Raw genomic sequence first — 23,241 nt, 5'->3', positions numbered from 1 at the left:
CATTCGCTGAGCTCACCGCTGGGTCTCGTCGTGAGATGACCGATGTGGGCGGGGGCGAACGTGCGCACGCATCCCTTGCAGGCCGAACAGGATGAGAAGCTCGACCGCTCCCCCGTCGGCGCTGCCCAGCCAGTGGGGCATGGACGTGTCGAATTCGGCTGCCTCACCGGGCGGCAACGTCAGGTCACGCTCGCCGAGCACAAGCCGCAGGCGGCCGTTGAGCACGTAGAGCCATTCGAAGCCTTCATGAGTCTGCGGTGTCGGTTCGAGTGGTTCCGGCCGAGCGGGGATGATCATCTTGAACGCGTGGATCCCGCCCGGCCGCCGGGACAGGGGCACGAAGGTCATGCCGTACCGCCGGATCGGCTTGAGGTGTATCCGGGGATCGCCGGTGCGCGGGGCGCCGACGAGTTCGTCGAGCGGAACGTCGTAGGTACGGGCCAGCGGAAGCAGCAACTCCAGGGTCGCCCGGCGCTGCCCGCTCTCCAGCCGGGACAGGGTGCTCTCCGACACCCCGGTCGTCGCCGCGAGGTCGGCGAGCGTGATGCCGCGGTCGCGACGCAGCGCACGCAGCCGCGGCCCCACCGCGTCGAGCACTTCGTCGTCCGTTGTGCGGTCCACGAGGCCATCTTGCCAGAACAGCAAGGTTTCGTGCCAAACGTGGGGAGCCTGGCAAGACTGAGCACGTCCCGACACAAGGAGCCCTGATGAGCACCCCCAATGCGGCCACGTTCTGGGACGGCGTCTACGCAGCCCGATCGGCAACCACCGACCCGCAGCCGAACGACCGTCTCACCAACCCGCAGCCGAACGATCGCCTCACCGAGACCGTCACGGGACTGCCGCCCGGCGACGCTTTGGACCTGGGATGCGGCGACGGCGGCGACGCGCTGTGGCTCGCGCGCCGGGGATGGCAGGTCACCGCCGTCGACATCTCAGCCGTGGCGGTCGAGCGGCTCGCCGGCCTCGCCCGCGCACACGGCCTGGGCGACCGGGTCATCACCGAGCGGCATGACCTAGGCGAGTCCTTCCCGCAAGGCGAGTTCGACCTGATCTGCGCTCACTACCTGCATACCCCGTTCGACCTGGACAGGGCAACCGTCCTGCGGTCGGCCGCGCACGCACTGCGCCTGGGCGGGCGGCTGCTGGTCGTCGACCACGGCTCGGCCGCGCCCTGGTCGTGGAACCAAGATCCCGACATCCGATACCCGAGCCCTCAGGAGGTCGCCGCAGGCATCGGTCTGGAGGCGTCGACATGGACGGTCGAGCGCGCCGACGCACCCCGCCGGATCGCAACCGGGCCAGGCGGGCGCACTGCCGAAGTCACCGACCACGTCCTCCTCATCCGCCGCGCCCCCTGACACGGCGGCCACGGCCGCTCCCAACGCAAGAAGGAGACCAAGGTGCCTGGCAGCCCGCGCCGCAACCGCCGCAGCGACACACCGCCACCCCGGACCGGAAGCAGCGAGACCGAGGTCCTGCGCGGATTCCTCGACTACCTGCGGACGTCGATCGCCGCGAAGGTCGACGGTGCCCCCGAACCGCAGGTGCGAACAGCCGCAGTGCCGTCGGGCACGAACCTGCTCGGCCTGCTCAACCACCTGACTTTCGTCGAGAGCTCGATGTTCCTCGGGGACAACGTCACCGACTGGCAGGCGACCTTCCAGGCCGCACCAGCAGACAGCGTGGCCGACGTCGTCGCCCGCTACCGAAAGACGGTCGAGCGCGCGAACGAAGTTCTCGACCGGTGCACCAACCTCGGCGCACCGCTCCCCCGGCCACGGCCGGAAAGTCCCGCTCCCAGCATCCGCTGGGCACTCACCCACATGATCGAGGAAACCGGTCGCCACGCGGGCCACGCGGACATCCTCCGCGAACTCATCGACGGCACGACCGGCCGCTGATCCGGCTCCGGAGCTCGTCGACTGGTCATGAGATGGGGATGATCGTGTAGTCGTCGGGGTCGAAGTGGCGTGTGCGGCGGCGGTATTCAGTCATGGAGCCTGGCCAGTTATTGGTGTTGCGGTGTTCGGTATCGAGGTACCAGCTGTCGCAGCCGCCGGTGTTCCAGACCGTGTCGGCCAGGCGGTGCTGCACTTCGGCATCGAACGTCTCCAGGGTGTCTTCGCGCAGGTCCAGGGCTGCAGGAATGGTGGTGAGGAGTTCGGCGGCCTGGGTGATGTAGGTGATCTGGCTTTCGAGCATGTGGACGATGGAGCCAGAGCCGACATTGGTGTTGGGGCCGTACATCAGGAAGAAGTTAGGGAAGTTCGGCACGGTCATCCCCAGGTAGGCGCGGGCGCCGTCCTTCCAGACAGTCTCCAGGTCGAGGCCGTGTTGGCCGACGACGCGCATGGGGGCGAAGAAGTCCTGGGAGCGGAAGCCGGTGGCCAGGATGATGGTGTCGGCTCGGTGGCTGCGGCCGTCGGAGGTGAGCAGGGCGTCGATGGTCACTTCGGCGACCGGACTGGTCTCCAGGTGTACGTGGGGCAATTGCAGTGCGGTGTAGTAGTCGCTGGAGGTCAGGATGCGTTTGCAGCCGACCTCGTAGTCGGGGGTGAGTCGTTCCCGCAGGCTGCGGTCCTTGACCTGGCGGAGGGCGGCATGGCACAACGCTCGGAGGTGTGGGGACAGGATCGGCCGCCATCGCCGGGAACGGATGAGCGCGGGATTGAGCAGCGCCTCGAACCACACGAACACTCCGAGTCGTGACAGCTTCTGCAGGATGGGTATGCGCTGGTTGAGGCGTTTGCGCCAGGCGGGATAGACCCGGTCGGGTTTGCGGCTGATCCAGTGCGCTTCCAGCTGGAACACCGTGAGCGACGCTGTCTTCGGCGCGATGATCGGGACGAACTGGATGGCACTGGCGCCGTTGCCGATCACCGCGACGTGCCGTCCGGTGAAGTCGAGGTCGTGGTCCCATTCGGCGGAGTGGAAGGCCGGCCCTGGGAAGGTGTCCAGGCCGGAAATCGGTGGCCGGGCGGGGTTGCTGAGCTGCCCGCAGGCGGCCACGAGCATATGGAAGCGGTGCTGGTCGCCGTCGCCGGTGCGCACGCTCCACTGGCCCAGGGAGTATCTGGCTTCCACGATCTCGGTGCCGAAACGGATATGTGGGTTGATCTTGTATTTGGCGGCGCAGTGCCTGAGGTAGGCGAGGATCTCCGGCTGTTCGGCGAAGCGCCGTGACCAGTCGTGCTTGGGCTCGAACGAGTAGGAGTACAGGTGCGAGGGTGCGTCGCAGGCGGCTCCCGGATAGGTGTTGTCGCGCCAGACGCCGCCCAGGTCCTCGGCTTTCTCGAAGATGGTGAGGTCGGTGAATCCGGCTTGTTTGAGCCGGATCGCCAGACCGATGCCGCTGAAGCCGCTGCCGACGATGGCGACCGACACATCCCGGCGTCTCATGCCGTCAACTCCTTCGCATACTGCGTGATGGGTACGTCGTAGGGACCTAGGCGATCTGTGGCCCATTGGGGGCCAGGGCTATAGGAACCGATGGTTGACGGTGTCGTGTTTGATGCCTCTGCCGTTGATGGCAGCGATGTGCAGTGCGTCGTGACGGTGGTGGGTGACGTCGCCGTGTTGTTCGCGGACCATGCGGCGGACCAGGGCGGTGCGGTGGCGCTGGCCCAGGCGTTCGCTCAGCCGGGTGGCTTTGGGGATCACTCCGCGGGCGGTCTCCAGGGCGAGCACGGCGGCGGCTGTCGCGGCGACGGCGATCCGGTAGGACCTGTCATCCGGGGTGCCGAGGAAGTCGGCGTTGCGGCGGCCGAGGATCAGGCGGCTGTAGGACATCAGGTAGGTGGTCAGGGCGCGGCGTGCGGTGCCGGAACGTTTCAACAGGGGTGGGAGCAGAAGCGGGGCGGCGGCGTTCATGAGGGCGCGGGCGAGGCGCTGGGAATCCTGGTCGGGCAGGTATTCGGTGGCCGACTCCAGCCAGAGCAGCCGCCAGGCATCTGCCTCATGTGAGGGCAGCAGATCGGGGTGGACGCCCATGAGGTGGCCGACGTAGCGCCACAGGTGCAGGACAGCCGCACGTTCGGCGGAGGAGAACCGCAGCCCGATGGCCTGCGAGCCCAGCAGCATGACCAGGGAGAACAGCAGAAGGGTCCCGGTGAGCTGGATTTGGTTGATCGGGGCGTCCCAGGCGTCGTGGTCCCAGTCGTCGCGTTCGTTCATGGCGGCCCGGACCTGGGCATGCATGACGCGGACGCGCAGGGTGTTCTTGAAACCGGCGTCGTAGCGGCCCAGGCCTCCTGGCGTGGTGACGTCCACCCACCAGCTCGCGGTCTCGGCGAGCCGCCGGGCGGCCATGGATTCCAGGTCACCGGTGCGGACGAGGGTCTTGTTCGCGCGAGAGGCCAGGTAGCCGCCGTAGAGCGAGGCGCAAGGCATCACCATGGTCAATCCGAGCAGGCCGGTCCTGCACACGACGCGGGAGCCGCGTTCGAGCAGGTCGGGATCCACCCAATAGGGAACGGCGTCCACCTCGGCGAACAGCTCCACCAGTTCCCGCGGCGGACTGTCCAGGGAGTCAATGCCGTTCTGCAGCGCCTTTTCGAACAGGCGACGGCCGGTCGATCCGGGCATTCGGGCGATCATTTCCGCCACTTGCGCGGCGAGCGGGTCACCCGCGTGGGCGAACGTGCGGAACGCGGCGAGTTGCGAGGGCGTTGCGCGGATGTCGCCGGGAGCGAGGAGGCGCAGCGCGATGCTCCACGGAGGCTTGGTCATCCAGTCGGGGTGGGGAAGGCGTCCTTCAATGGGCATGGCGTGCTCCTAGCAGTCGGTTGGCGACCGGGCCTTGTTTTGGTGCCACTGCTGGGCGAGAGTGCCGCGGTTCACTCTGCGTCGGCCTGGCGGAGATCCTTGTTCCAGCGCTGACGACCTCTGGTCGGCCGGGGGAGAACGGGGCGGTGATGTGGGAGTGGGTGCTCGTCCGGTTTGCAGTTGCCAGGCGTGCAGGGCCATGAGGTAGTCCAGCGCGTGTGCCGGGTCGTACAGGTCAGGTCCGAAGAGCTGGTTGAGCTGGCGGACGCGGTTCCGGATCGTTTGCGGGTGGGTGTGCAGGCGGGCCGCTGTGGTGGCCGCGTTGAAGCCACACTCGAAGTAGGCCAGGAGAGTCTCGGCGAGCCGGTCCCGCTGTGTGGGCCGCAACGTGTCCAGTGGGGCCAGCCATTGGTCGGCGAGACACCGGGTGAGGTCTGGGCTGTTCACCAGCAGCATGGCGGGGAGGTGCTCGGCGACGTACACCGGCGAGCCGCGCGTGAGGAGCGTGGCCGGAAGCCGGTCGAGACCACGGCGAGCGAGCCGCATCGAGACCGCCGCGTGGATCGGCGTTACCGTGGGACCTACGACCGCCGGTCGGTCACCCACGATCTGCGCGAGGATGGCTCGTCTGCCAGGTCCGGAGGGATCGGGGAAGAGCAGGTACGGCACGTCCAGGTGCGAGATGGACAGCACGTCCGGGGGCAGGAAACCTGGCGGCGAAACAGAAGGAGGCGCTGGGCTGAGGGCCACTACGGCGATGCTTCGAGGCGGCTCCCAGCCGGCGCGCGCGGCGAGCCGTTCGAGTTCCTCGTGGCGGGCGGGACCGGCAGGCTCATGACGACGGCTCAGGAGCAGGTCGAGTAGCTTGCGCCTGCTCTGGTCCGACCCTGCCGGAATGGTCTCGGTGGCGTACCCGGCCGCGGTGGTACGCCGGAGTCGCTCGATGTAGGCAAGGCCGAGCGAGATCAGACGTCCTGCGTCGTCCCGGGTGATGGTGAAGTCACGTTGTAGTGCATGCTCGGTCAGCTGTCGTGCTGTGACTTGAGCCGCGACTGACAGTGCTCCCTGCAGGCTCTCGACCTCGTGCCCGTCCCGAGCGTGGGCTTCGCCAAGGCGGGTGAAGACCCGCCTGACCTGCGGGGGAATGGTGCCGCCCGCATCCAGGGCCGCCGGGAAGCCGCGCAGCGCCTCATCGACGGCCTGGTACAGGATGCCTGGAGCCCGGTAGTGGATTCCTGGACAGGCGGCCGGGCGCACATCGCCGGCTGAAGGCCCGTCACGGGGAGGCTCTCCCTCATGCAGCAGGTGCGCCAATGCGGCTTCAGTGGCCGCGGTCACGATCTGTTTGGTGGACCCCTCGTGCAGCATCCGTTCGCTCAAACGCTGGATCTGGTCCTGCAGCCGCCTCCCCGGGCCAGGCCCGGTCGTGTCTTCAAGCCCGGTGGCATCTTCCGGGCTGGTCGCGGCTTCAGGCCTGGTCGTGTGTTTGGGGTTTGGCTTCGGCATGGTGGTTCGCGGGCCCGGGACCTGCCGGGCTGAGGGGGCGCCGGTCATGTCCGTCGATGCGGGTGGGTGAACGCGTGCCGATGGTGGACTGCGGGGCTCTCGTGATGTGGAACGGCGGCGATCGCCAGCACCGACGCCATGAGAGCGACCGCGATGTGAACGTCGCGCCCGTCCGGCCATGGTTCCCGGAAGACGACGGTGGCCAGCAGGAGCAGGTAGGTCTTGGCGGTCGCGGTGGCGACGAGGCCGATGATCACGAGGCGGCTGCGCTGCAAGGCGATCTGCAACTGCCCGAGGGCCAGCGGTGTGGTGAGGACGAAGACGTAGAAGTAGGGGGCCGTGAGTAGCGCTCGCGGGTCGGGGAACAGGTCGGCCGCTCCTGTGAGCATGAGTTCGGCGGTGCCGGTCAGCAGCCCCACGTTGATGGCCAACGCGACGCCGGTCAGTGGCCTGGCGTGCCGGCCCTTGCGGGACAGGTCACCGGCCAGGAGCACGATCACCGGCAGCAACAACGATGGCAGTGCGACGGCGATGACCAGCACCGGTGGCGCGGCGGAGCCCACCTCGGCCACGGGCGCCTTGAGGGTGGCCGAGGTGAGTTCGACCGCGCCGCCGTCCACGTTGCCGCCAACGGCGTCGCGGGCGGGGTCGATGAAGCGGGCGGAGTCGGTGAAGAGGGCGGCCGCGACCGCAAGGAGCACCACGCTGCTCCACTCGCGAGGCGTGAGCCTTTCGCCCATGACCACCATGGCGAGGATGAACAGAACGCCGAGCCCTGCCAGGAACATCGGCTCCGCCTCGACCAGCGAGAGCCGGGTGAGCGAAATGGTCTGGACACAGGCTCCCATCGCGATGATCGCGGCTCCAGCGCACCAGGTGCGATGGGAGAGCAGCACGCGGGCGAGTTGCCAGGGGCGGTCGCCTGCGAGCGTGGGCATGTCGGTGGCGGCGATTTTGAAGCAGGCCTGTCCGGTGAAGTAGATGCCGGTGGACAGCACGGCGAGAGACTGGAAGTGCAGGGACATGAGAGAGCCCTCCGGCCGCTCGCGGTCCGGAGCCAGTGCTCCAGTGCTGGCTGCGGACCGCGAGCGGCGGCCTGGGGATTCGTGGCCTTGGAAGCGGGGTGGGCCTGGCCGCTTGCGGCGGCCAACGGGCCTCAGGGCCGGACTGCAGGGTCAGGGTTTGGCGGGGTCCCACAGGTCGAAGGCGTTGGCCTCGCCTCGGTTGAAGCGGCGGTCGTCCTCGTCGTAGAGGCCCTTGAACTCATTGGGCAGGTAGAGCTTCTTGAGGGTGGCGCGGCTGCCGCCGACACCGGCGGCGTCGAGGATGGCGTTGGAGACTTTGCGGCCGGCCTCGTTGGCGGCCTCCATGGTGGCCAGGTTGATGTCGGCGCGGACGTAGTCGGAGGCCAGGAAGAGGTTGGGCAGGGCGGTGGTGGCTTCGGGCCGGTGGTTCCACGAGCTGGGCCTGTTGATCAGCAGCGGCTCGTCGTTGGCGACCTGCGGGGTGCCGTTGCCGGTGATCGCCGGGTCGATGAAGTAGGAGTGGATGTTGAGGTCGTTCAGCACGACCGGCCCCCAGGGGATGGCCTTTCGCAGCTGGGCGACGACCTCCTTGAAGATCTGCTCATTGGTGCAGTCGCGGGCGGGCTTGCCGTACAGGATGCCGGGCACGTCCCATGCAGACAGGTCGATGGACAGGCACTCGTTGACGTCGCCCTTGCCGTAGGTGGTGCCGAACTTGTTCCTCCAGAACTGGGCCTGGCTGATGGAGGTGAGCGCCCAGGGCTGGGCGGCGTAGGCGACGTGCCCGCGGGCCAGGTTGATCGGCTGCCGCAGGTAGATCATGATGCCGTTCATCCAGTCGGTGGTCAGCTCGCGCAGTGACTTCAGCGACGGGTCGGCGGCCAGGATGGCGTCGTTGAGGAGCGGGACGGCGCGTTCGACCGGCACCGCGAGCACGTAGTGGTCGGCTTCGATCGCGCCTGGGCCGCCCGCGCCGGTGACCTGGGCTCCGGTGATGCGCTTGTCGGCAACGGTGAAGCCCGTAAGGGCGGCGTTGGATTGGAACGTGACGCCGAGCGAGCGCAGGTGGTTCATCCACGGGTCGATGAGCGCCTCGTTGGTGGGGGCGTTCAGCAGCCGGTCAGGGGCCTTGTAGCCGCCGAGGCCGAGGGTGCTGTAGACCCACGCCTCGGCCATGAGGCCCATGGTGTGCGCGTTGGCCTTGTCGGGCTTGGCCGCCACCAGGGTGCCGGTGAACATGTCCACCAGCAGCTCGCGGTACGGCTTGGACATCTTCTCGGAGTGGACGAACTGGGAGAAGCTCATATTCTCCCACTGCTTGAGGCGCCGCTGCGGCCCGCTGGTGACGAACGCGATCATCTTCTGCAGGAAGTAGGCGACCTCCAACGCCGGGACCGCGCCGATCACGTTGATCGCGGTGTTGAGGAAGGCCAGCAGCGATTCGGGGCTGAGGGTGCCCTCGATGCTGCCGGCGGCCGGCAGCGTGAACTTGGTGCCGTTGTAGAACGCGGCGACCTCCTTGCCCGACACCAGGTTGCCCGCCGCGTTGCCTCCGCCTGGCAACGGGATGCGCGCCATGGTGTCGGGCAGGTTCTGGTAGAAGCCGGGGAAGAACCGGAACCCGTGCTCGGCGGGCAGATCCTGCCGTCCCCCGGATCCGGTGCCCGGCACCGGCATGCTGCGGCACTTGCCGCCCCAGGCCTTCCGTTCGTACACCGTCACCTGGAAACCACGTTCGGCCAGCTCGTGGGCCACAGTGAAGCCGCCCATACCGCCGCCGAACACCGCCACCCGCCGGCCCGCGGCGAACCTGCGGGTACGCGGCGCCCGCTGCGCGGTGGCGGAGGTGGCGGCGGATGCGGGCTGGTTGCCGCCCAGGGCGGCCGCGGCGGCCACCGCTCCGGCGGCGGCCAGCGTGCCAGTGACGAACTTGCGGCGGTCCAGGCCAGGGCTGCCCTCGGGTGAGGGGGTCTGCGGCGCGGGGGTGGGGTGCGAGGTGGTGCCGTCCGGAGTTGTGTCGTCCACGGTTCACTCCTCAGGGGTGGGGTGGCGCCATAACCGACACATCTGTCGGTTGAGTGATCCCCCACTATGAGGAAGCCGCCGCCGGGCGTCAACCCCGGCGGCGGCTCCGATCCGCAGAAAATTCGGGCGCCGATGAGCGCTATCGAACGCGGCTCATTCGTGCTGCTCTACATTGCCCAGCCCCGTCCACAGCAGCCGCATGGCGCCCTCTACCAGCATTTCTTTCGGCATATGGGGATGGCGCTCCCACCACTGCGCGACGCCGTCCAGCCCATTGATGATCAGCTCCACCATGGCCTCGGCGATCGGCTCACCCGGCTCCACCCCCACCGCCTGCATATCGCCGGCGAGCAGCGCGGTCACCGCCCGCGTGCGTGATTCACGGATCCCTTGCCGCACAGTACGGATCTCCGGATCGTCCTCAGCGGAGTGGTCGAACAGCAGCTTGCGCGCGGCCGGGCTGGAGTGGGCGAAACCGAAATAGGCGTCGATGGTCGACCGCATGCGCTGCTCAGGCGATCCCGACCCGGTGATCCGCGCCCCGACGTACTCCACCAGCGCGGCGTTCTGCTCCTGCATCACCGCCAGCAGCAGCACCCGCTTGGACGGAAAATGGTCATACAGCACCGTCCGCGCCACACCGGCCGCCGCCGCGATATCCCCCAGCGACGTACCGTGATAGCCCTTGTCAGCAAAAACCTTCAACGCCGTCGCAGTGATGACCGCCTTACGCGCCGGCCCCCGCATCCGTGATTTCGGCGGATTCGCCCCCATGCGACTTGACTCCCTTCCTCGTTTACCTCACCATAGCCGACATGAATGTCGGTAAGCGATCCTCATCATCCTCGCCCTCAGGTGGTCAGAGCCATGCTCCTGACGTGGCGGGTGGCCTGCTCGGCCAGTGACACCGCATCCGCGTCCCCGCGGGTTTGAGCGCGGAACCGGGCTGGAGTGAGACCCGCGATCGAGCTGAACTCGCGCGTCAGGTGCGCCTGGTCGCTGAAGCCGCACATCAAGGCCGTTTGCAGTGGCGTATGGCCCGAGGTGAGCAGCTGCGCCGCGTGGCGGAACCGGAAGAGCCGCGCGGTCTGCTTCGGCGACAGCCCGATCTGTTCCCGGAAGCGATACTCCAGCTGGCGCCGCCGCCAGCCAACGCCCTCGGCCAGTTCCCGGATGGAAACGGTCCCGCTGCGCCGGCGGAGTTCGTTCAGTGCCCAGGCGACCCGCGGCGACCACGCATGGCCGTGCCCGATCCAGCCGGCCAGCACATCGTCCAGCAGATCGAACCGCTGCTCCCAGCCGGGCAAGGCCACGAGGCCGTCGATCAGCCGATTCGCACGATCACCCAACAAAAGGCCTGCTTCGATGTACGAGTCGGCCAGCTCGTACATGTCGACACCCAGCAGCGTGAACGCGGCCCAGGGAGCAAGGCGCACCTCGACACCGTAGAGGCTTCCACTGTGCTCACAGACCCTGGCCTTGACGCTCAGCCCGGCGGCGAACGAGGCGAAGTCGTCCACCGCATCATCTGACCGCAGGAACTTCAGTTGTGTCCGATCATCGAAGCTGAACACCAGCGCCGCGCCGCCTCCAGGAATGACGAGCCGACGCCGCGGGGGCCCCGCCGCTCTCAAATACCCCCGGTAACCGTGGACAGCCCCTCTCAACCGAGCGTGAGGGCGAGCGAAGGCAAGCTCCCACGTCCCGGACGGACAGGCGAAGTACCGGACGCGCACACCGCCACCCCCTTGGTGACTTGCCAGCAAATACTGGCGAGGACCCCCATTCTGGATCGGCCCACGACGCCACGTCTGCGGCACACGGCACACGGTCGGTCGATCCTGGCCGCTCGCCCCAGCCATGCGGAACGGCCCTGGATCGAGCACCCGCAGTGGCCTGGTCGGCCTTGGCGGCTTGCAGGATGGGGACGGCTGCGGCCCTGCGTGCGGGCAGCGTCGAGGTACTGCCCAAGACGTAGGCGAGCACGTCTTCGGCCGGCTCACCGAGGCCGAACGTCGGCACCTCGTCGAGCTGCTGCGCCGTATGGCCGAGCACGCGAACACGCCCCACCCGAGTTGATGGCCCGGCGCCGGCTTGTCGCGCGCCCATGCCGCCTGCACCGCGGTCGAAGTTCGAAGCCGACTCTCGTTCACCAGGTCAGGCCTGCTGTGACGCGATGCAAACCTCAGGCTGTTCATGCAAGTGGTGCTGCGGGCTTGCCAGGGTCAAGAGACAGGGCCACGCTTCCGTCGGCCGGATCGGTCATCCCTGTGCTTCGTACGCCAGCCGCTCCCACTGCTTCCAATCCGCGAGCCGCCGCTCGTAGATGCCGGTGACGATCCCCGGTGCGGCGGCCCCGAAGAGCACCCGCAGCGGCGGTTCGGCCGCGTCCACCACTTCCAGCAGGGCCAGGGCCGCGGCGTCGGGGTGGCCTGGTGGTTGTGCGCTGCGGCGCACGGCGGCCGCCTCGCGTACGCCGTCGTACTCCGGCAGTGCCAGGGAACGGTGGGCCGATGCGCCTGCCCAATCGGTGGCGAACCCGCCCGGCTCGACCAGGGTGACCTTGATGCCGAAGGCGGCTACTTCGAGCGCGAGCGATTCGCTGATCCCCTCGAGGGCCCACTTGGAGGCGTGGTACGCGCCCAGGTTCGTGAAGGCCCCCACGCCGCCGATGGAGGAGACCTGCACGATGTGGCCGCTTGCCTGGGCACGCATCAGCGGCACGGCCGCCTGAGTCACCCAGACCGCACCGAACAGGTTGGCCTCCATCTGGTCGCGGAGATCGTCTTCGGAGAGCTCCTCCACCATGCCGAAGTGGCCGTATCCGGCGTTGTTGACGACCACGTCGAGCCGGCCGAACTCCGCGTGGGCGCGCCGGACCGCTTCGGTGACGTCGGCGCGTCCGGTCACGTCGAGCCGGAGCGGCAGCAGGTCCGCCCCGTACTTGGTCGCCAGGTCGTCGAGGGCTGCGAGGTTCCGCGCGGTCGCCGCCACGCGGTCGCCGCGTTCCAGTGCGGCGGCGGTGAACGCGCGCCCAAAGCCGCGGGCAGCGCCGGTGATGAACCAGGTCTTACTCATCATGCCGTCCTTTGAGAGAAGTCCGTCAGCGCTGGGCGGACGGGCGGAGAACGATCTCGTTGACGTCGACGTCGGAGGGCTGGGCGAGGGCGTACGTGATGGCGTTCGCGATGTCCTCCGGGCGAATCGAGGCGGCGCGGTACGTGCGCATCGCCTCGGCGGCGAGCGGGTCGGTGATGTGGTGGGCCAGCTCGGTATCGACCACGCCTGGTGAGATGGTGGTGACCCGGATGCCCGGCTCGGATTCCAGCCGCAGCCCTTCGGTGAGCGCCCACGCGGCGTACTTGGTCGCGGAGTAGATCGCGGAGGTCTCCACGACTTGGTGGGCGCCGATCGAGGCGACCGTGACGAAATGGCCGCTTCCCTGACGGCGGAAGGTCGGCAGGGCAGCGGCGATGCCGTGGAGGAGGCCGCGAATGTTGACGTTCAGCATCCGGTCCCACTCCTCGGCCAGGAGTGCGTCCAGCCGGGACAGGAGCATGACTCCGGCGTTTGCGACCAGCACATCGAGTCGGCCGTACGAGTTCACCACCTCCTCGGTCACCTCGTGGAAGCCGGCACTGTCGGTGACGTCGAGCGGGCGGGCTTCGGCGGAGTGGCCGGCCGCGGTCAGGTCGGCGGCGAGCGCCTTGATCCGGTCGGTGCGGCGGGCGGTGAGGATCACGTGGTGTCCGGCGGTCGCGAGTGTGCGGGCGGTGGCCGCGCCGATGCCGCTGCTCGCGCCGGTCACCAGTACGACCTTCTGCTCTGATGTCTTTGTCATGCTTCGAGACTCGGGCAGCTGCTTGCTCCGCTCCAGGCCGCCGTGTGCATGGGAGTACCGCACCCACCCTTGGCCGCCCGTGCCCGCCTACCCTGAAAGCATGACCGAGCGGCACCTGGGTGACTTCCTGCGCGGTAGACGGGCGCGCGTACGCCCCGAAGACGCGGGCCTGCCCGCGGGACCACGGCGGCGGGTGCCGGGGCTGCGGCGTGAGGAGGTCGCGCTGCTGGCCGGCGTGAGCGCGGACTACTACGTGCGGCTGGAGCAGGGGCGGGAACGAAACCCGTCACCGCAGGTGCTGAACGCGCTGGCGACCGTACTCCACCTCGACGACGACGCCCGGTCGCACCTCTTCCGGCTCGCCGGGCTGACCCCGCGGCCAGCGCGGTCTACCCCCGAGCGCGCGGATCCCGAGTTGCTGCAGCTGCTGGACGGCTGGCCGGACAACCCGGCGCTGGTGCTCGGGCGGGCCTACGACGTGCTCGCCGGCAACCGGCTCGGCTACGCGCTCTTCGAAGAGTTCCGAGGCGGGGCGAACCTGCTGGTCAAGCTGTTCCTCGACCCGGACGCGCGCTGCTTCTACAAGGACTGGGAGGCCGCTGCGGTCAACACCGTTGCCGGCTTCCGGCTGCTGTACGGGCAGGAACCGCACCATCCGCGCGTACGGGAGGTGCTCGGTTCGATGCTGGAGCACAGTCCGGAGTTCGCCGAGCTGTGGCAGGCGAACGAGGCCCGGGGCAAACGGGCCGAGGTGAAGACCTTCCGCCACCGCGACGTCGGCGAACTCACGCTGCGCATGCATGCCTTCGACGTACGGGCCGCACCCGGGCAGCAGCTCGTCGTCTACCACGCCGAGCCCGGCTCCGCGAGCGCGGATGCGCTCGCGCTGCTCGGCACCCTCGCCGCGACCGCCGACCAATAGCGCGGTCGCGACCACCGACTCGACACCGCACCCTTGCAGTGCGGTGCCGAGGACCGTGTTTGCTGCCTTTGCCTGTCAGGGGTGCGGACTCCAGTCCGCACCCCGCCGCAGATGCTCGTCAGGCTCCCTTTTCCAGCTCCACCTTCGGCAGCAGCCGGGCCAGCGGTGCCGGCAGCCACCAGGCGCGGTGACCCATCAGCTCCATCGCCGCCGGAACGATCAGGCAGCGGATGATGACCGCGTCCACGAAGATGGCCACCGCCATGCCGAAGCCGGTCTGCTGGAGCAGCCGTTGCGGGCTGAGCATGAACGCACCGAAGATCACAATCATGATGGCGCCCGCCGCCGTGATCACCGAGCCGGTGTGGGCCAGGCCCTCCCGTACGGCATGGGAGGGGTCATCCTTGGAGCGCGTCCACTCCTCGTGGATCCGGGAGATCAGGAAGATCTCGTAGTCCATGGACAGCCCGAAGACGATGGCGAAGACCATCACCGGCAGATACGCCTCGATCGGGCCGGGCTCCACGCCGAACCAGCCGTCCTGGAACACGAGCTTCATCGCGCCGAGCGCGACACCGATGCTGAGCAGGTTCAGCAGCGCGGCCTTCAGCGGGATGAGCACCGAGCGGAACACCGCCATCAGCAGGAGCACCGAAAGGCCGACGACGATGGCCATGAACAGCGGCAGCCGGTCGGCGACTTTGCCGGAGTAGTCCTCGGACGCGGCCGTGGCTCCGCCGACCAGATACTGCGTACCGTTCTGCGCGGACAGCTTCGGCAATACCTCGTGGCGCAGGGTGCCGACGAGATCGGACGTCTCCTTGTCCTGCGGCGCGGAGGAAGGGAAGACGAGGACGGTCGCGGCCTTGCCGTCCGGCGTGGGCATCGGGTCCGCGGCGGCCCGGACACCCGGCGTTCCGCTCAGCGCCCGGGCAGCCGTGGCGGCGGCCTGCGGGGCACCGCCCGACCCGCCGTCGGTCACCACCAGCAGCGGGCCGTTGAACCCGGGGCCGAATCCCTCGGAGAGCAGGTCATACGCCTGCCGGCTGGTGGTGTCGGGCGCGTCGCTGCCCGCGTCGGAGAAGCCGAGCCGCATCCCGAACGCCGGGAAGACAAGGGCGCCGAGGAGCACCCCCGCCGTCAGCAGGGCGGCCAGGGGGCGCCGCTGCACCACGGCCGCGAGCCGGCGCCAGGCGGTGCCCTCGGCGGCCTTGCCCTTGGCCTGCCGCCGCTCGGCACGCTGGGTGAACTGGCGGGCGAAGCGGCGGCCGAAGATGCCGAGCAACGCGGGCAGCAGGGTCAGCGCGGCGAGCATGGTCACCAGGACGGTCAGCGCGACCGACAGCGCCATGCCCTGCAGCGAGCCGAGGCCGAGGGCGACGAGGCCGAGCAGTGCCAGGATGACCGTGCAGCCGGCGAAGAAGACCGAACGGCCCGCGGCGTCCATCGCGTTCACGGTGGCGCGTTCCGGCTCCGTGCCGCGCACCAGCTCGGCGCGGTAGCGGGCGAAGATCAGCAGCGCGTAGTCGATGCCGACACCGAGGCCGACCAGGATCATCACCGGCGGGGTCCAGTCGGCGATCGTGAAGACGTGCGACGCCACGACGATGATGCCGACCGTGGACCCGACGGCGAACAGGGCGATGATGATGGGCAGTCCGGCGGCGATGACCGTGCCGAACATCAGGACCAGGATGACCAGTGCGGCCAGCAGGCCCGTGCCCTCCGCGGCGCCGGTCCCGCCCTCTCCGAGCAGCCGGGCCGCGTCGCCACCCAGCTCGGCTTGGAGCCCGTCGCCCTCGACCTGCTGGGCGGTGTCGAAGATGCGCTGGGTGTCGGCTTTCGGCATGTCATCCGAGGGAACGTCGAGCATCACGGTGGCGTAGCCGATCGTGCCGTCCTTGGAGATGGCCCCTTCACCGTCGTACGGGCTGTGGACCTGGCCGACCTTGGGCAGCCGGCCGACGTTGCCGAGCATGTTCTTAACGCGCTCCTGCACGCCGGGCTGGCGCAGGCCGCCGTCGTCGTGCAGGACGATCTCGACGGTGTCCCCGGCGCGGGCCGCGCCATGCTCGGCCAGCAGGTCGGCCGCCTGCTGCGACTCTGTGCCGGGGAGAGAGAAGTCGTTGCGGTAGTCGTCGCCCGCGACCGACGCGACGGTCCATGCGCCGCCCATGACTGCCACCCACAGGATCAGGGCGAGCCATTTGCGGCGGTGGGCGAAGCCCGCGATGCGGGCGAACACCCCTTGCTTCACGGGTGGTCTGGTGCTGTCTTCTCGGTTCAGCTCGGTAAGCGTCATGATCTCTTTCCGGAGGTTCGTCAAGCGTCTGCGGCTCGGCTTAGGCGTCCGCGGGATCGGCCTAGGCATCTGTCGGATCGACCAGGCGTCTGCGAGATCGGCCTGGGCGTCCGCAGCCTGTTGACGACGTAGCCCTCCGAGGTGTGACTCGGACATCCGCCGACGGGAGCCGTGTCACACCGGGACCGGCTGTATCGTCAATAGGGCATGGCAAGAACAGAGCGGGACGCCGAGGAGCTGCTGGCGCGGTCCTTCGAGATCAACCGGCCGCGGCTGCTGCGAGTGGCGTACATGACGACGGGCTCGCTGGTCGAGGCTGAAGACTGCGTGCAGGAGGCGTGGCTGCGGCTCCGGGGGCTCGATGATCCGGGCGCGGTCCGTGACCTCACCGCCTGGCTGACGACCACTGTCAGCAGGCTGGCGCTCGACGCGCTGGGCAGCGCGCGCGCACGCCGGGAGCGCTATGTCGGAACATGGCTGCCGGAGCCGCTGGTCGAGGCCCGCTCCCACGACCCGGCCGACCGGGTCACGCTGGACGAGTCGGTGAGCATGGCGTTGCTCGTCGTCCTGGAGCAGCTCTCCCCCGCCGAACGCACCGCGTTCGTGCTGCACGACGTCTTCGGCATCCCCTTCCCTGAGATCGCCGAGGCCGTCGGCCGCTCACCGGCGGCGGTGCGCCAGCTCGCCTCGCGGGCGCGCCGGCAGGTCGAGGGCGGGCGGCCGCGAACCCCGGCCACGGCAGCCGAACAGCGGGAACTGGTCGACGCGTTCACGGCTGCCTGCGAGGGCGGCGATCTGCCGGGACTCGTCGCGCTGCTCGACCCGGACGTCGTGCTGCGCGCCGACGGCGGCGGCAAGATCGCCACGCTGCCCCGCATCGTGCGGGGGGCCAGAAGGGTGGCCGCCGCACTGCTCAGCTATGGCCGGGGCCCAATGAACGCGCGTCTCGTCGATGTCAACGGCGCCCCGGGGCTGGTGGTCCGGCAAGACGACGGCGTCCTGACGGTCGCCGCGTTCACCATGGACGCCGGGCGGATCATCGCGATCGACGTGGTGCGCAACCCAGACAAGCTGGCACGAGTCCCGGACCTGGACTGAGGCCTGACGCCGTCAGTCACGCCGGTGGCGTGCGCAGCGTCGGAGTCCGTGAGGCTCTAGACGCTGGGCCAGCCGCGAGGGTCATGTTCGGTCCGTGATCGCGGCCAGCAGCTGGCGCAACCTTCCGCGCGGCGCCGGGGTCGTGATGCCGAGTTGGCGTGCGGCGGACAGGTATGCCAGGTACAGCTTCAGCCCCCAGTGGAGCCGCGAGTGGCTGGCGCATGCCCCTGGTAGGCAGCCACACAATTCGATGCCCGTCGACGACGTCGCCCTCCCACTGGGGTGTCGTCGTTCCGTGCGTGACGGCCTCGAGAAGACCCACCGACGAACTCAGGCCCGCTCCCACTTGGGGAACGGGCCTGACGTCGGGCGAAAGATCGAGCTCAGCTGACGTTGATGTCGATCCAGGCCGAGTGGTCCACCGGGTTACCGCTGTTGTAGCGTGCGGCTCGGAGGCGAATGGTGTGGCCTTCGGTGAAGTTCTTGCTGCACGTCCCCCTCGACCCCGAACCCAGCTTGCTGACGCAGCTGCCCGACCTGCTCGAGTCCACGTCGTCCCAATCGGCGGCTGCGGCGTAGCCATCGCTCTTATCGTCGTAGACCTTGATGTAGTCGCCGAATCCCGTGAAGCAGACAAGGACTCCGGTCATTCCCTTGCAGGTCCAGTGCTGGTCGACGTCTGCGGGAGCCCAGTTGGCCGCATAGTCCGTCTCTCTGCCGTAATAGGCGGCGAACGCGGCGGTCGGGGTGAGCACGACCAACACTGCGGCGACCGCTGCGGCGAACAGGGCCCGGCTCGAAGAGCGCAAAGTTGAGTCTCCTTGTGAGATTCGCGAATGGGACTCGATCAACAGAACGCCGAATGCCGGGCGGCTCCCCGGCTTCTCACCGGGCCTGGCAGGCCCGGCGCGTTCATGATCCACTACATAAGGCACCTCCCCGTGAGGTGGTGTCAAGATCCAATTCGTCACGGCTCTCACCCTTGGGCCCGGCGCCCCACTGACCTCGCTGGACTGGTCGACGCCAACCCGGCCTGACCGGATGTGGTCACCTACCGGAAATGGTCAGCCGTCAAAGCAGGACCTGGTCCGCACCAGCCTGGAGCAATGGCTACCGGGACTGGGTGACAACTACGCCCTGTGCGTCTGGCTACGCTCCGCCCGCGTCGCCGAGAAGCCGGCCGGACGTCCGTCCTCGCCGAAGCTGAAGAAGCTCAGGCCCTGCTCGTTCTTGGGCAGTGCGTCGGCCGAGTCGGTACCGAGCGACACGTGGATCTTCTGGGTGCTCCACTTGGTGATGTCAAGGAGGAGTTCTGCCAGTTCTTCCCGTGAGAATGCCGCTTGTGCCTGGTCGACGACGCGCTCGGTGAGCGTGTCGGGGCGGGTGATGAACGCGTCGGTGATGCGAAGCGCGGTCTTGGTGCGTTCGTCGAGGTCGCTGTTTTCGTAAAAATCCACCTTCGAGGTCATGACGTCGTCGGCACCGGCGGCCTGGGCATCGGCGAGACGCAGCGTCTTGCAGATGCGGCAGTCATGTGTGCGGGCGCAGCGAAGCCGCACCAGCTCGGTGGTCACCGGATCCAGGGCCGTCCCTCGTACCACCGTGTCCTGGTAGCGCCTGAGGGTTTGGTGAAGTTTCTCGAGAGGATCCGCAGGGCCCTCATGGGGGCGGGTCGTTCTGGTCGCGACCGGCACAAGGTGGCTCTCGTGGGGCCGGGTGGACAGGAGCGCCGGCGACGCCATCTCCAGCCGCTGGGTGCATTCGGTGACGTAGAGCGCGACGACGAAGCCGCGGACCTGGTCGTCGGTGAAGTGCCGCCCAAGCGCGGCGGCATGGGCCCGCGTCGTGCCGCTGACGTCGATCACGAACTGCTCGGTGAAGGTCAGGCAGTCCTTCTCCTGTTCGGAGAACGCGTCGTGGTCGGCGTGGTCGTCCAGTATTGCGATCTTCGCTTCCGTCAGGCCTCGCTCGCGGGCGGTCCGTGAGCGCCGCGCCAGTCCCGCGTGGTTGCCGATGAGAGAAGCGACCCGGAACCGGACCTGTTCGAGGAGCACCGGATCAACGGCCTGCCAGGCGCGTTCGTTGGCGGTGTCGAGCAGGGCGGTCGCGTCTGGCTTCAGCGTGCCCAGCAGCGCGGGGATGCGCCAGACGGGGTCGATGTCGTTGCAGAATTCGCGATGGTGCATGGACCCCGCCCCTTACTGAAGTCTATCTATAGTAAGTAGGAGGCTAGAGGGTGGCCCGGGACTCGGCAAGGGCAGGCGTATGCGAGGGGCCCATCCCCGCGCTCGCGCCCGCCTTGACGCCCTCGACGACGGTCGACGGTTTCCTCCATGCCAACGGCGTCTCCGACGCCCAGGACCATCCTCCAGGTCACCTGGGGGGGCGTCATCCGCTGCGGCAACTTGACCAAACAGAACAAGACCGGGATCTGTGCGTGGGCCGACGCGTCGACCATGGGTGTCCTGATCAGCCCGAACGTGCCATTGGACGATCTAGCGTCCCTGCTGTTGGAGTTGCGCGTCCGTGCGGAGCGTTGACCTGCCAGTTCAACGTCGGTGGTGGTAGATCAAGGCGACGCAGGAGACCTACCGACACGCCACGCAAGCGAGGTGATGACGATGAGCGAGACCAGCACGTCCGAGCCTGAACATCTGGCGTCCGTACCTGGATCTGATCGAGGAGGGCGTCAAGACGGTTGAGGTGCGTGTCGGTTGCTCGAACATGAGGAAGATCCACGCTGGGCAGGACCTGGCGTTCGTCTCCGGCGACAGGCGGCTCATGACCAAGGTCACGCGGGTGACGGAGTATCCCTCGTTCGAGGAGATGCTGGAGAACGAAGACCCGCGTTCGATCGGTAGTGAACTGGGCGAGAGCCGTCAGGAGTTGCGTAGGGCGATCAAACAGCCAGGTGATCGCAAGTGACGCCGGCCCGAGAGCCTGCCGCTTGTCTCAGCGGACGGTTCTCGGGCCGGTGTGTCATTCCTCAGATGTCATCGACGTTCCTCAGATGTCATCGATGTGCATCAGATGTCGTCGATGTTCATCGCCCCTTCGTTGGGGCGACGGGCGAGGTCGATGCCGAGCTCTTCCGCAGCGCGGAAGACGTCCTCGTCGGTGTCTCGCATCTCGATGGACATGCCGTCGCTCGACAGAACCTCGACGTTGAGGCAGAGCGACTGCATTTCCTTGATGAGGACCTTGAAGGACTCGGGAATGCCGGGCTCGGGGATGTTCTCGCCCTTGACGATGGCCTCGTAGACCTTCACGCGGCCGAGCACGTCGTCGGACTTGATCGTCAGCAGCTCCTGCAGCGCGTAGGCGGCGCCGTAGGCCTCCAGGGCCCACACTTCCATCTCACCGAAGCGCTGGCCGCCGAACTGGGCCTTACCGCCGAGCGGCTGCTGGGTGATCATGGAGTACGGACCGGTCGAACGAGCGTGGATCTTGTCGTCGACCAGGTGGTGGAGCTTGAGGATGTAGATGTAGCCGACCGAGATCGGGTGGGGGAAGGGCTCGCCGGTACGGCCGTCGAACAGCCGCGCCTTGCCGCTGGGCATCACCATCCGGTCGCCTTCGCGGTTGACCAGGGTGCTCTCCAGCAGGCCGGTGATCTCCTCTTCGCTGGCACCGTCGAAGACCGGCGTGGCCATGTTGGTGCGCGGCTCGACGTGGTCGAAGCCGTTCGCGCGCAGTTGGTCGGCCCACTCCTCCTCCACCCCGCTGATGTCCCAGCCTTGGGCGGCGATCCAGCCGAGGTGGGTTTCGAGTACCTGGCCGACGTTCATGCGGCCGGGCACACCCAGGGGGTTGAGGACGATGTCGACGGCGGTGCCGTCTTCGAGGAAGGGCATGTCCTCGACCGGCAGCACCTTGGAGATGACGCCCTTGTTGCCGTGCCGGCCCGCGAGCTTGTCGCCGTCGGTGATCTTGCGCTTCTGGGCCACGTAGACGCGGACCAGCTCGTTGACACCGGGCGGCAGCTCATCACCCTCGTCGCGGGAGAACACCCGGACACCGATGATCTTGCCCTGCTGGCCGTGCGGCACCTTCAGCGAGGTGTCGCGCACCTCGCGCGCCTTCTCACCGAAGATCGCGCGCAGCAGCCGCTCTTCGGGGGTCAGCTCGGTCTCCCCCTTCGGGGTGACCTTGCCGACCAGGATGTCACCGGGCGCCACGTCGGCGCCGATGCGGATGATGCCGCGCTCGTCCAGGTCGGCCAGGACCTCTTCGGAGACATTCGGGATGTCCCGGGTGATCTCCTCGGGCCCCAGCTTGGTGTCGCGCGCGTCGACCTCGTGCTCCTCGATGTGAATCGAGGACAGGACGTCGTCCTGCACCAGACGCTGCGACAGGATGATCGCGTCTTCGTAGTTGTGACCCTCCCACGGCATGAACGCCACAAGGAGGTTCTTGCCGAGCGCCATCTCGCCCTGGTCGGTGCAGGGACCGTCGGCGATGACCTGGTTGGCCTCGACTCGGTCGCCTTCAGCGACGATGGGCTTCTGGTTGTACGAGGTGCCCTGGTTGGACCGCTTGAACTTCGTCACGCGGTACGTCATCCGCGTGCCGTCGTCGTTCATGACCGAGATGTAGTCGGCGGAGACCTCCTCGACCACGCCGGCCTTCTCGGTGGTGATCACGTCTCCGGCGTCGACGGCGGCGCGGTATTCCATGCCGGTGCCCACCAGCGGCGCCTCGCTGCGCAGCAGCGGGACCGCCTGGCGCTGCATGTTGGAGCCCATCAACGCACGGTTGGCGTCGTCATGCTCCAAGAACGGAATCATCGCCGTGGCGACCGAGGTCATCTGCCGCGCGGAGACGTCCATGTAGTGGACCTCCGCTGGGGGAACGAGATCGACCTCGCCGCCCTTCTTGCGGACCAGGACCTTCCGCTCGACGAACGCTCCCTGCTCATCCATGAGGGAGTTGGCCTGGGCGACGACGAAGCGGTCTTCCTCATCCGCGGTCAGGTAGTCGATCTGCTCGCTGACCACACCGTTCTCGACCTTGCGGTACGGAGTCTCCACGAACCCGAACGGATTGACCCGCCCGAACGCCGCCAACGACCCGATCAGGCCGATGTTGGGGCCTTCGGGTGTCTCGATGGGACACATGCGGCCGTAGTGCGAGGGGTGAACGTCACGCACCTCCATGCCCGCCCGCTCACGCGACAGACCACCCGGACCCAACGCCGACAGACGACGCTTGTGCGTCAAGCCGTCCAGCGGGTTGCTCTGCTGCATGAATTGCGACAGCTGGCTGGTGCCGAAGAACTCTCTGATGGAGGCCACGACCGGCCGGATGTTGATCAGGGTCTGCGGCGTGATCGCCTCAACGTCCTGCGTGGTCATCCGCTCACGGACGACCCGCTCCATCCTGGCCAGACCCAGACGCACCTGATTCTGGATCAGCTCACCCACCGTCCGCAGACGACGGTTGCCGAAGTGATCGATGTCGTCCACCTCGATCGGCACGGAGGCAACGCCCAGCGTCCCCTCCTGCTCGCCCGCGTGGAGGCGGACCAGATATTCGATCGTGGTGACGATGTCGTCTTCGGTGAGGGTGCCCTGGTTCATGTCCAGGTCAAGCCCGAGCTTCTTGTTGATCTTGTAGCGGCCGACCTTCGCCACGTCATACCGCTTGGGATTGAAATACAGATTCTCCAGCAGCGTCTGCGCCGACTCCTTGGTCGGCGGCTCACCCGGACGCAGCTTGCGGTAGATGTCCAGCAGCGCATCGTCCTGACCGGAGG

At 68.0% G+C, this 23,241-nt stretch carries 20 protein-coding genes; 6 read left to right on the top strand and 14 right to left on the bottom strand.

Features of this window, described 5'->3' with window-relative positions; all coding sequences use genetic code 11:
• Positions 1-12: 12 nt before the first annotated feature.
• Positions 13-621, bottom strand: a complete 609-nt coding sequence (locus tag ACH34W_RS49220) for a helix-turn-helix domain-containing protein (RefSeq protein ID WP_395968190.1) — start codon at positions 619-621, stop codon at positions 13-15.
• Between the two features lie 86 nt (positions 622-707).
• Between ACH34W_RS49220 and ACH34W_RS49215 the strand changes: the two genes are divergently transcribed.
• Positions 708-1,361, top strand: a complete 654-nt coding sequence (locus ACH34W_RS49215) for a class I SAM-dependent methyltransferase (RefSeq protein ID WP_395968189.1) — start codon at positions 708-710, stop codon at positions 1,359-1,361.
• 42 nt (positions 1,362-1,403) lie between these two features.
• Complete coding sequence (locus tag ACH34W_RS49210; RefSeq protein WP_395968188.1) at positions 1,404-1,904, top strand: DinB family protein; 501 nt, start codon at positions 1,404-1,406, stop codon at positions 1,902-1,904.
• A gap of 25 nt (positions 1,905-1,929) precedes the next feature.
• Here ACH34W_RS49210 and ACH34W_RS49205 read toward each other — a convergent pair whose 3' ends face one another.
• The 9 genes from ACH34W_RS49205 to ACH34W_RS49165 all read right to left on the bottom strand — a co-directional run bounded on the left by ACH34W_RS49205 (position 1,930) and on the right by ACH34W_RS49165 (position 13,164).
• Positions 1,930-3,402: a flavin-containing monooxygenase gene (locus ACH34W_RS49205; RefSeq protein ID WP_395968187.1), complete on the bottom strand. Its 1,473-nt coding sequence runs from the start codon at positions 3,400-3,402 to the stop codon at positions 1,930-1,932.
• Positions 3,403-3,480: 78 nt separating this feature from the next.
• Positions 3,481-4,767: an oxygenase MpaB family protein gene (locus ACH34W_RS49200; protein ID WP_395968186.1), complete on the bottom strand. Its 1,287-nt coding sequence runs from the start codon at positions 4,765-4,767 to the stop codon at positions 3,481-3,483.
• Positions 4,768-4,776: 9 nt separating this feature from the next.
• On the bottom strand, positions 4,777-6,147 hold the full coding sequence (locus ACH34W_RS49195; protein ID WP_395968185.1) for a PucR family transcriptional regulator: 1,371 nt from the start codon (positions 6,145-6,147) through the stop codon (positions 4,777-4,779).
• 170 nt (positions 6,148-6,317) lie between these two features.
• Positions 6,318-7,298, bottom strand: a complete 981-nt coding sequence (locus tag ACH34W_RS49190; RefSeq protein WP_395968184.1) for a hypothetical protein — start codon at positions 7,296-7,298, stop codon at positions 6,318-6,320.
• Positions 7,299-7,448: 150 nt separating this feature from the next.
• Positions 7,449-9,323: an FAD-dependent oxidoreductase gene (locus ACH34W_RS49185; RefSeq protein ID WP_395968183.1), complete on the bottom strand. Its 1,875-nt coding sequence runs from the start codon at positions 9,321-9,323 to the stop codon at positions 7,449-7,451.
• A gap of 153 nt (positions 9,324-9,476) precedes the next feature.
• Entirely contained in the window at positions 9,477-10,097 is a 621-nt protein-coding gene (locus ACH34W_RS49180; RefSeq protein ID WP_395968182.1) for a TetR/AcrR family transcriptional regulator, read from the bottom strand.
• 77 nt (positions 10,098-10,174) lie between these two features.
• On the bottom strand, positions 10,175-10,843 hold the full coding sequence (locus ACH34W_RS49175) for a helix-turn-helix domain-containing protein (RefSeq protein ID WP_395968181.1): 669 nt from the start codon (positions 10,841-10,843) through the stop codon (positions 10,175-10,177).
• A gap of 742 nt (positions 10,844-11,585) precedes the next feature.
• Positions 11,586-12,401: an SDR family NAD(P)-dependent oxidoreductase gene (locus tag ACH34W_RS49170; RefSeq protein ID WP_395968180.1), complete on the bottom strand. Its 816-nt coding sequence runs from the start codon at positions 12,399-12,401 to the stop codon at positions 11,586-11,588.
• Positions 12,402-12,426: 25 nt separating this feature from the next.
• On the bottom strand, positions 12,427-13,164 hold the full coding sequence (locus ACH34W_RS49165) for an SDR family oxidoreductase (RefSeq protein ID WP_395968179.1): 738 nt from the start codon (positions 13,162-13,164) through the stop codon (positions 12,427-12,429).
• A gap of 100 nt (positions 13,165-13,264) precedes the next feature.
• On the opposite strand from ACH34W_RS49165, the gene ACH34W_RS49160 reads away from it, so the two are divergent.
• Positions 13,265-14,086 (top strand): helix-turn-helix domain-containing protein, encoded by an 822-nt coding sequence (locus ACH34W_RS49160; protein WP_395968178.1) that lies wholly within the window; start codon positions 13,265-13,267, stop codon positions 14,084-14,086.
• A gap of 118 nt (positions 14,087-14,204) precedes the next feature.
• Here ACH34W_RS49160 and ACH34W_RS49155 read toward each other — a convergent pair whose 3' ends face one another.
• Entirely contained in the window at positions 14,205-16,343 is a 2,139-nt protein-coding gene (locus ACH34W_RS49155; RefSeq protein WP_395968177.1) for an MMPL family transporter, read from the bottom strand.
• Positions 16,344-16,595: 252 nt separating this feature from the next.
• On the opposite strand from ACH34W_RS49155, the gene sigJ reads away from it, so the two are divergent.
• The gene (gene sigJ / locus ACH34W_RS49150) at positions 16,596-17,486 is read left to right on the top strand and encodes an RNA polymerase sigma factor SigJ (RefSeq protein ID WP_395968176.1); all 891 of its coding nucleotides are present in this window, start codon (positions 16,596-16,598) and stop codon (positions 17,484-17,486) included.
• 383 nt (positions 17,487-17,869) lie between these two features.
• On the opposite strand, the gene ACH34W_RS49145 is transcribed toward sigJ, so the two are convergent.
• Together ACH34W_RS49145 and ACH34W_RS49140 are read right to left on the bottom strand one after the other, a co-directional pair.
• Positions 17,870-18,295, bottom strand: coding sequence for a hypothetical protein (locus ACH34W_RS49145; RefSeq protein ID WP_395968175.1), 426 nt, complete (start codon positions 18,293-18,295; stop codon positions 17,870-17,872).
• Between the two features lie 321 nt (positions 18,296-18,616).
• Positions 18,617-19,672, bottom strand: coding sequence for a carboxymuconolactone decarboxylase family protein (locus tag ACH34W_RS49140; RefSeq protein WP_395968174.1), 1,056 nt, complete (start codon positions 19,670-19,672; stop codon positions 18,617-18,619).
• 147 nt (positions 19,673-19,819) lie between these two features.
• Between ACH34W_RS49140 and ACH34W_RS49135 the strand changes: the two genes are divergently transcribed.
• Together ACH34W_RS49135 and ACH34W_RS49130 are read left to right on the top strand one after the other, a co-directional pair.
• Positions 19,820-20,026, top strand: coding sequence for a hypothetical protein (locus tag ACH34W_RS49135; RefSeq protein WP_395968173.1), 207 nt, complete (start codon positions 19,820-19,822; stop codon positions 20,024-20,026).
• A 106-nt stretch (positions 20,027-20,132) separates the two neighbouring features.
• Entirely contained in the window at positions 20,133-20,411 is a 279-nt protein-coding gene (locus tag ACH34W_RS49130; RefSeq protein ID WP_395968256.1) for an ASCH domain-containing protein, read from the top strand.
• A gap of 101 nt (positions 20,412-20,512) precedes the next feature.
• Here ACH34W_RS49130 and rpoB read toward each other — a convergent pair.
• Positions 20,513-23,241, bottom strand: a 2,729-nt coding sequence (rpoB, locus tag ACH34W_RS49125; RefSeq protein WP_395968172.1) for a DNA-directed RNA polymerase subunit beta, incomplete at its 5' end; no start/stop codon positions are given.

The sequence above is a fragment of the Actinomadura sp. 6N118 genome (assembly GCF_044326415.1).
GTDB lineage: Bacteria > Actinomycetota > Actinomycetes > Streptosporangiales > Streptosporangiaceae > Spirillospora.
This window is presented reverse-complemented; position numbering and strand designations above follow the sequence as displayed.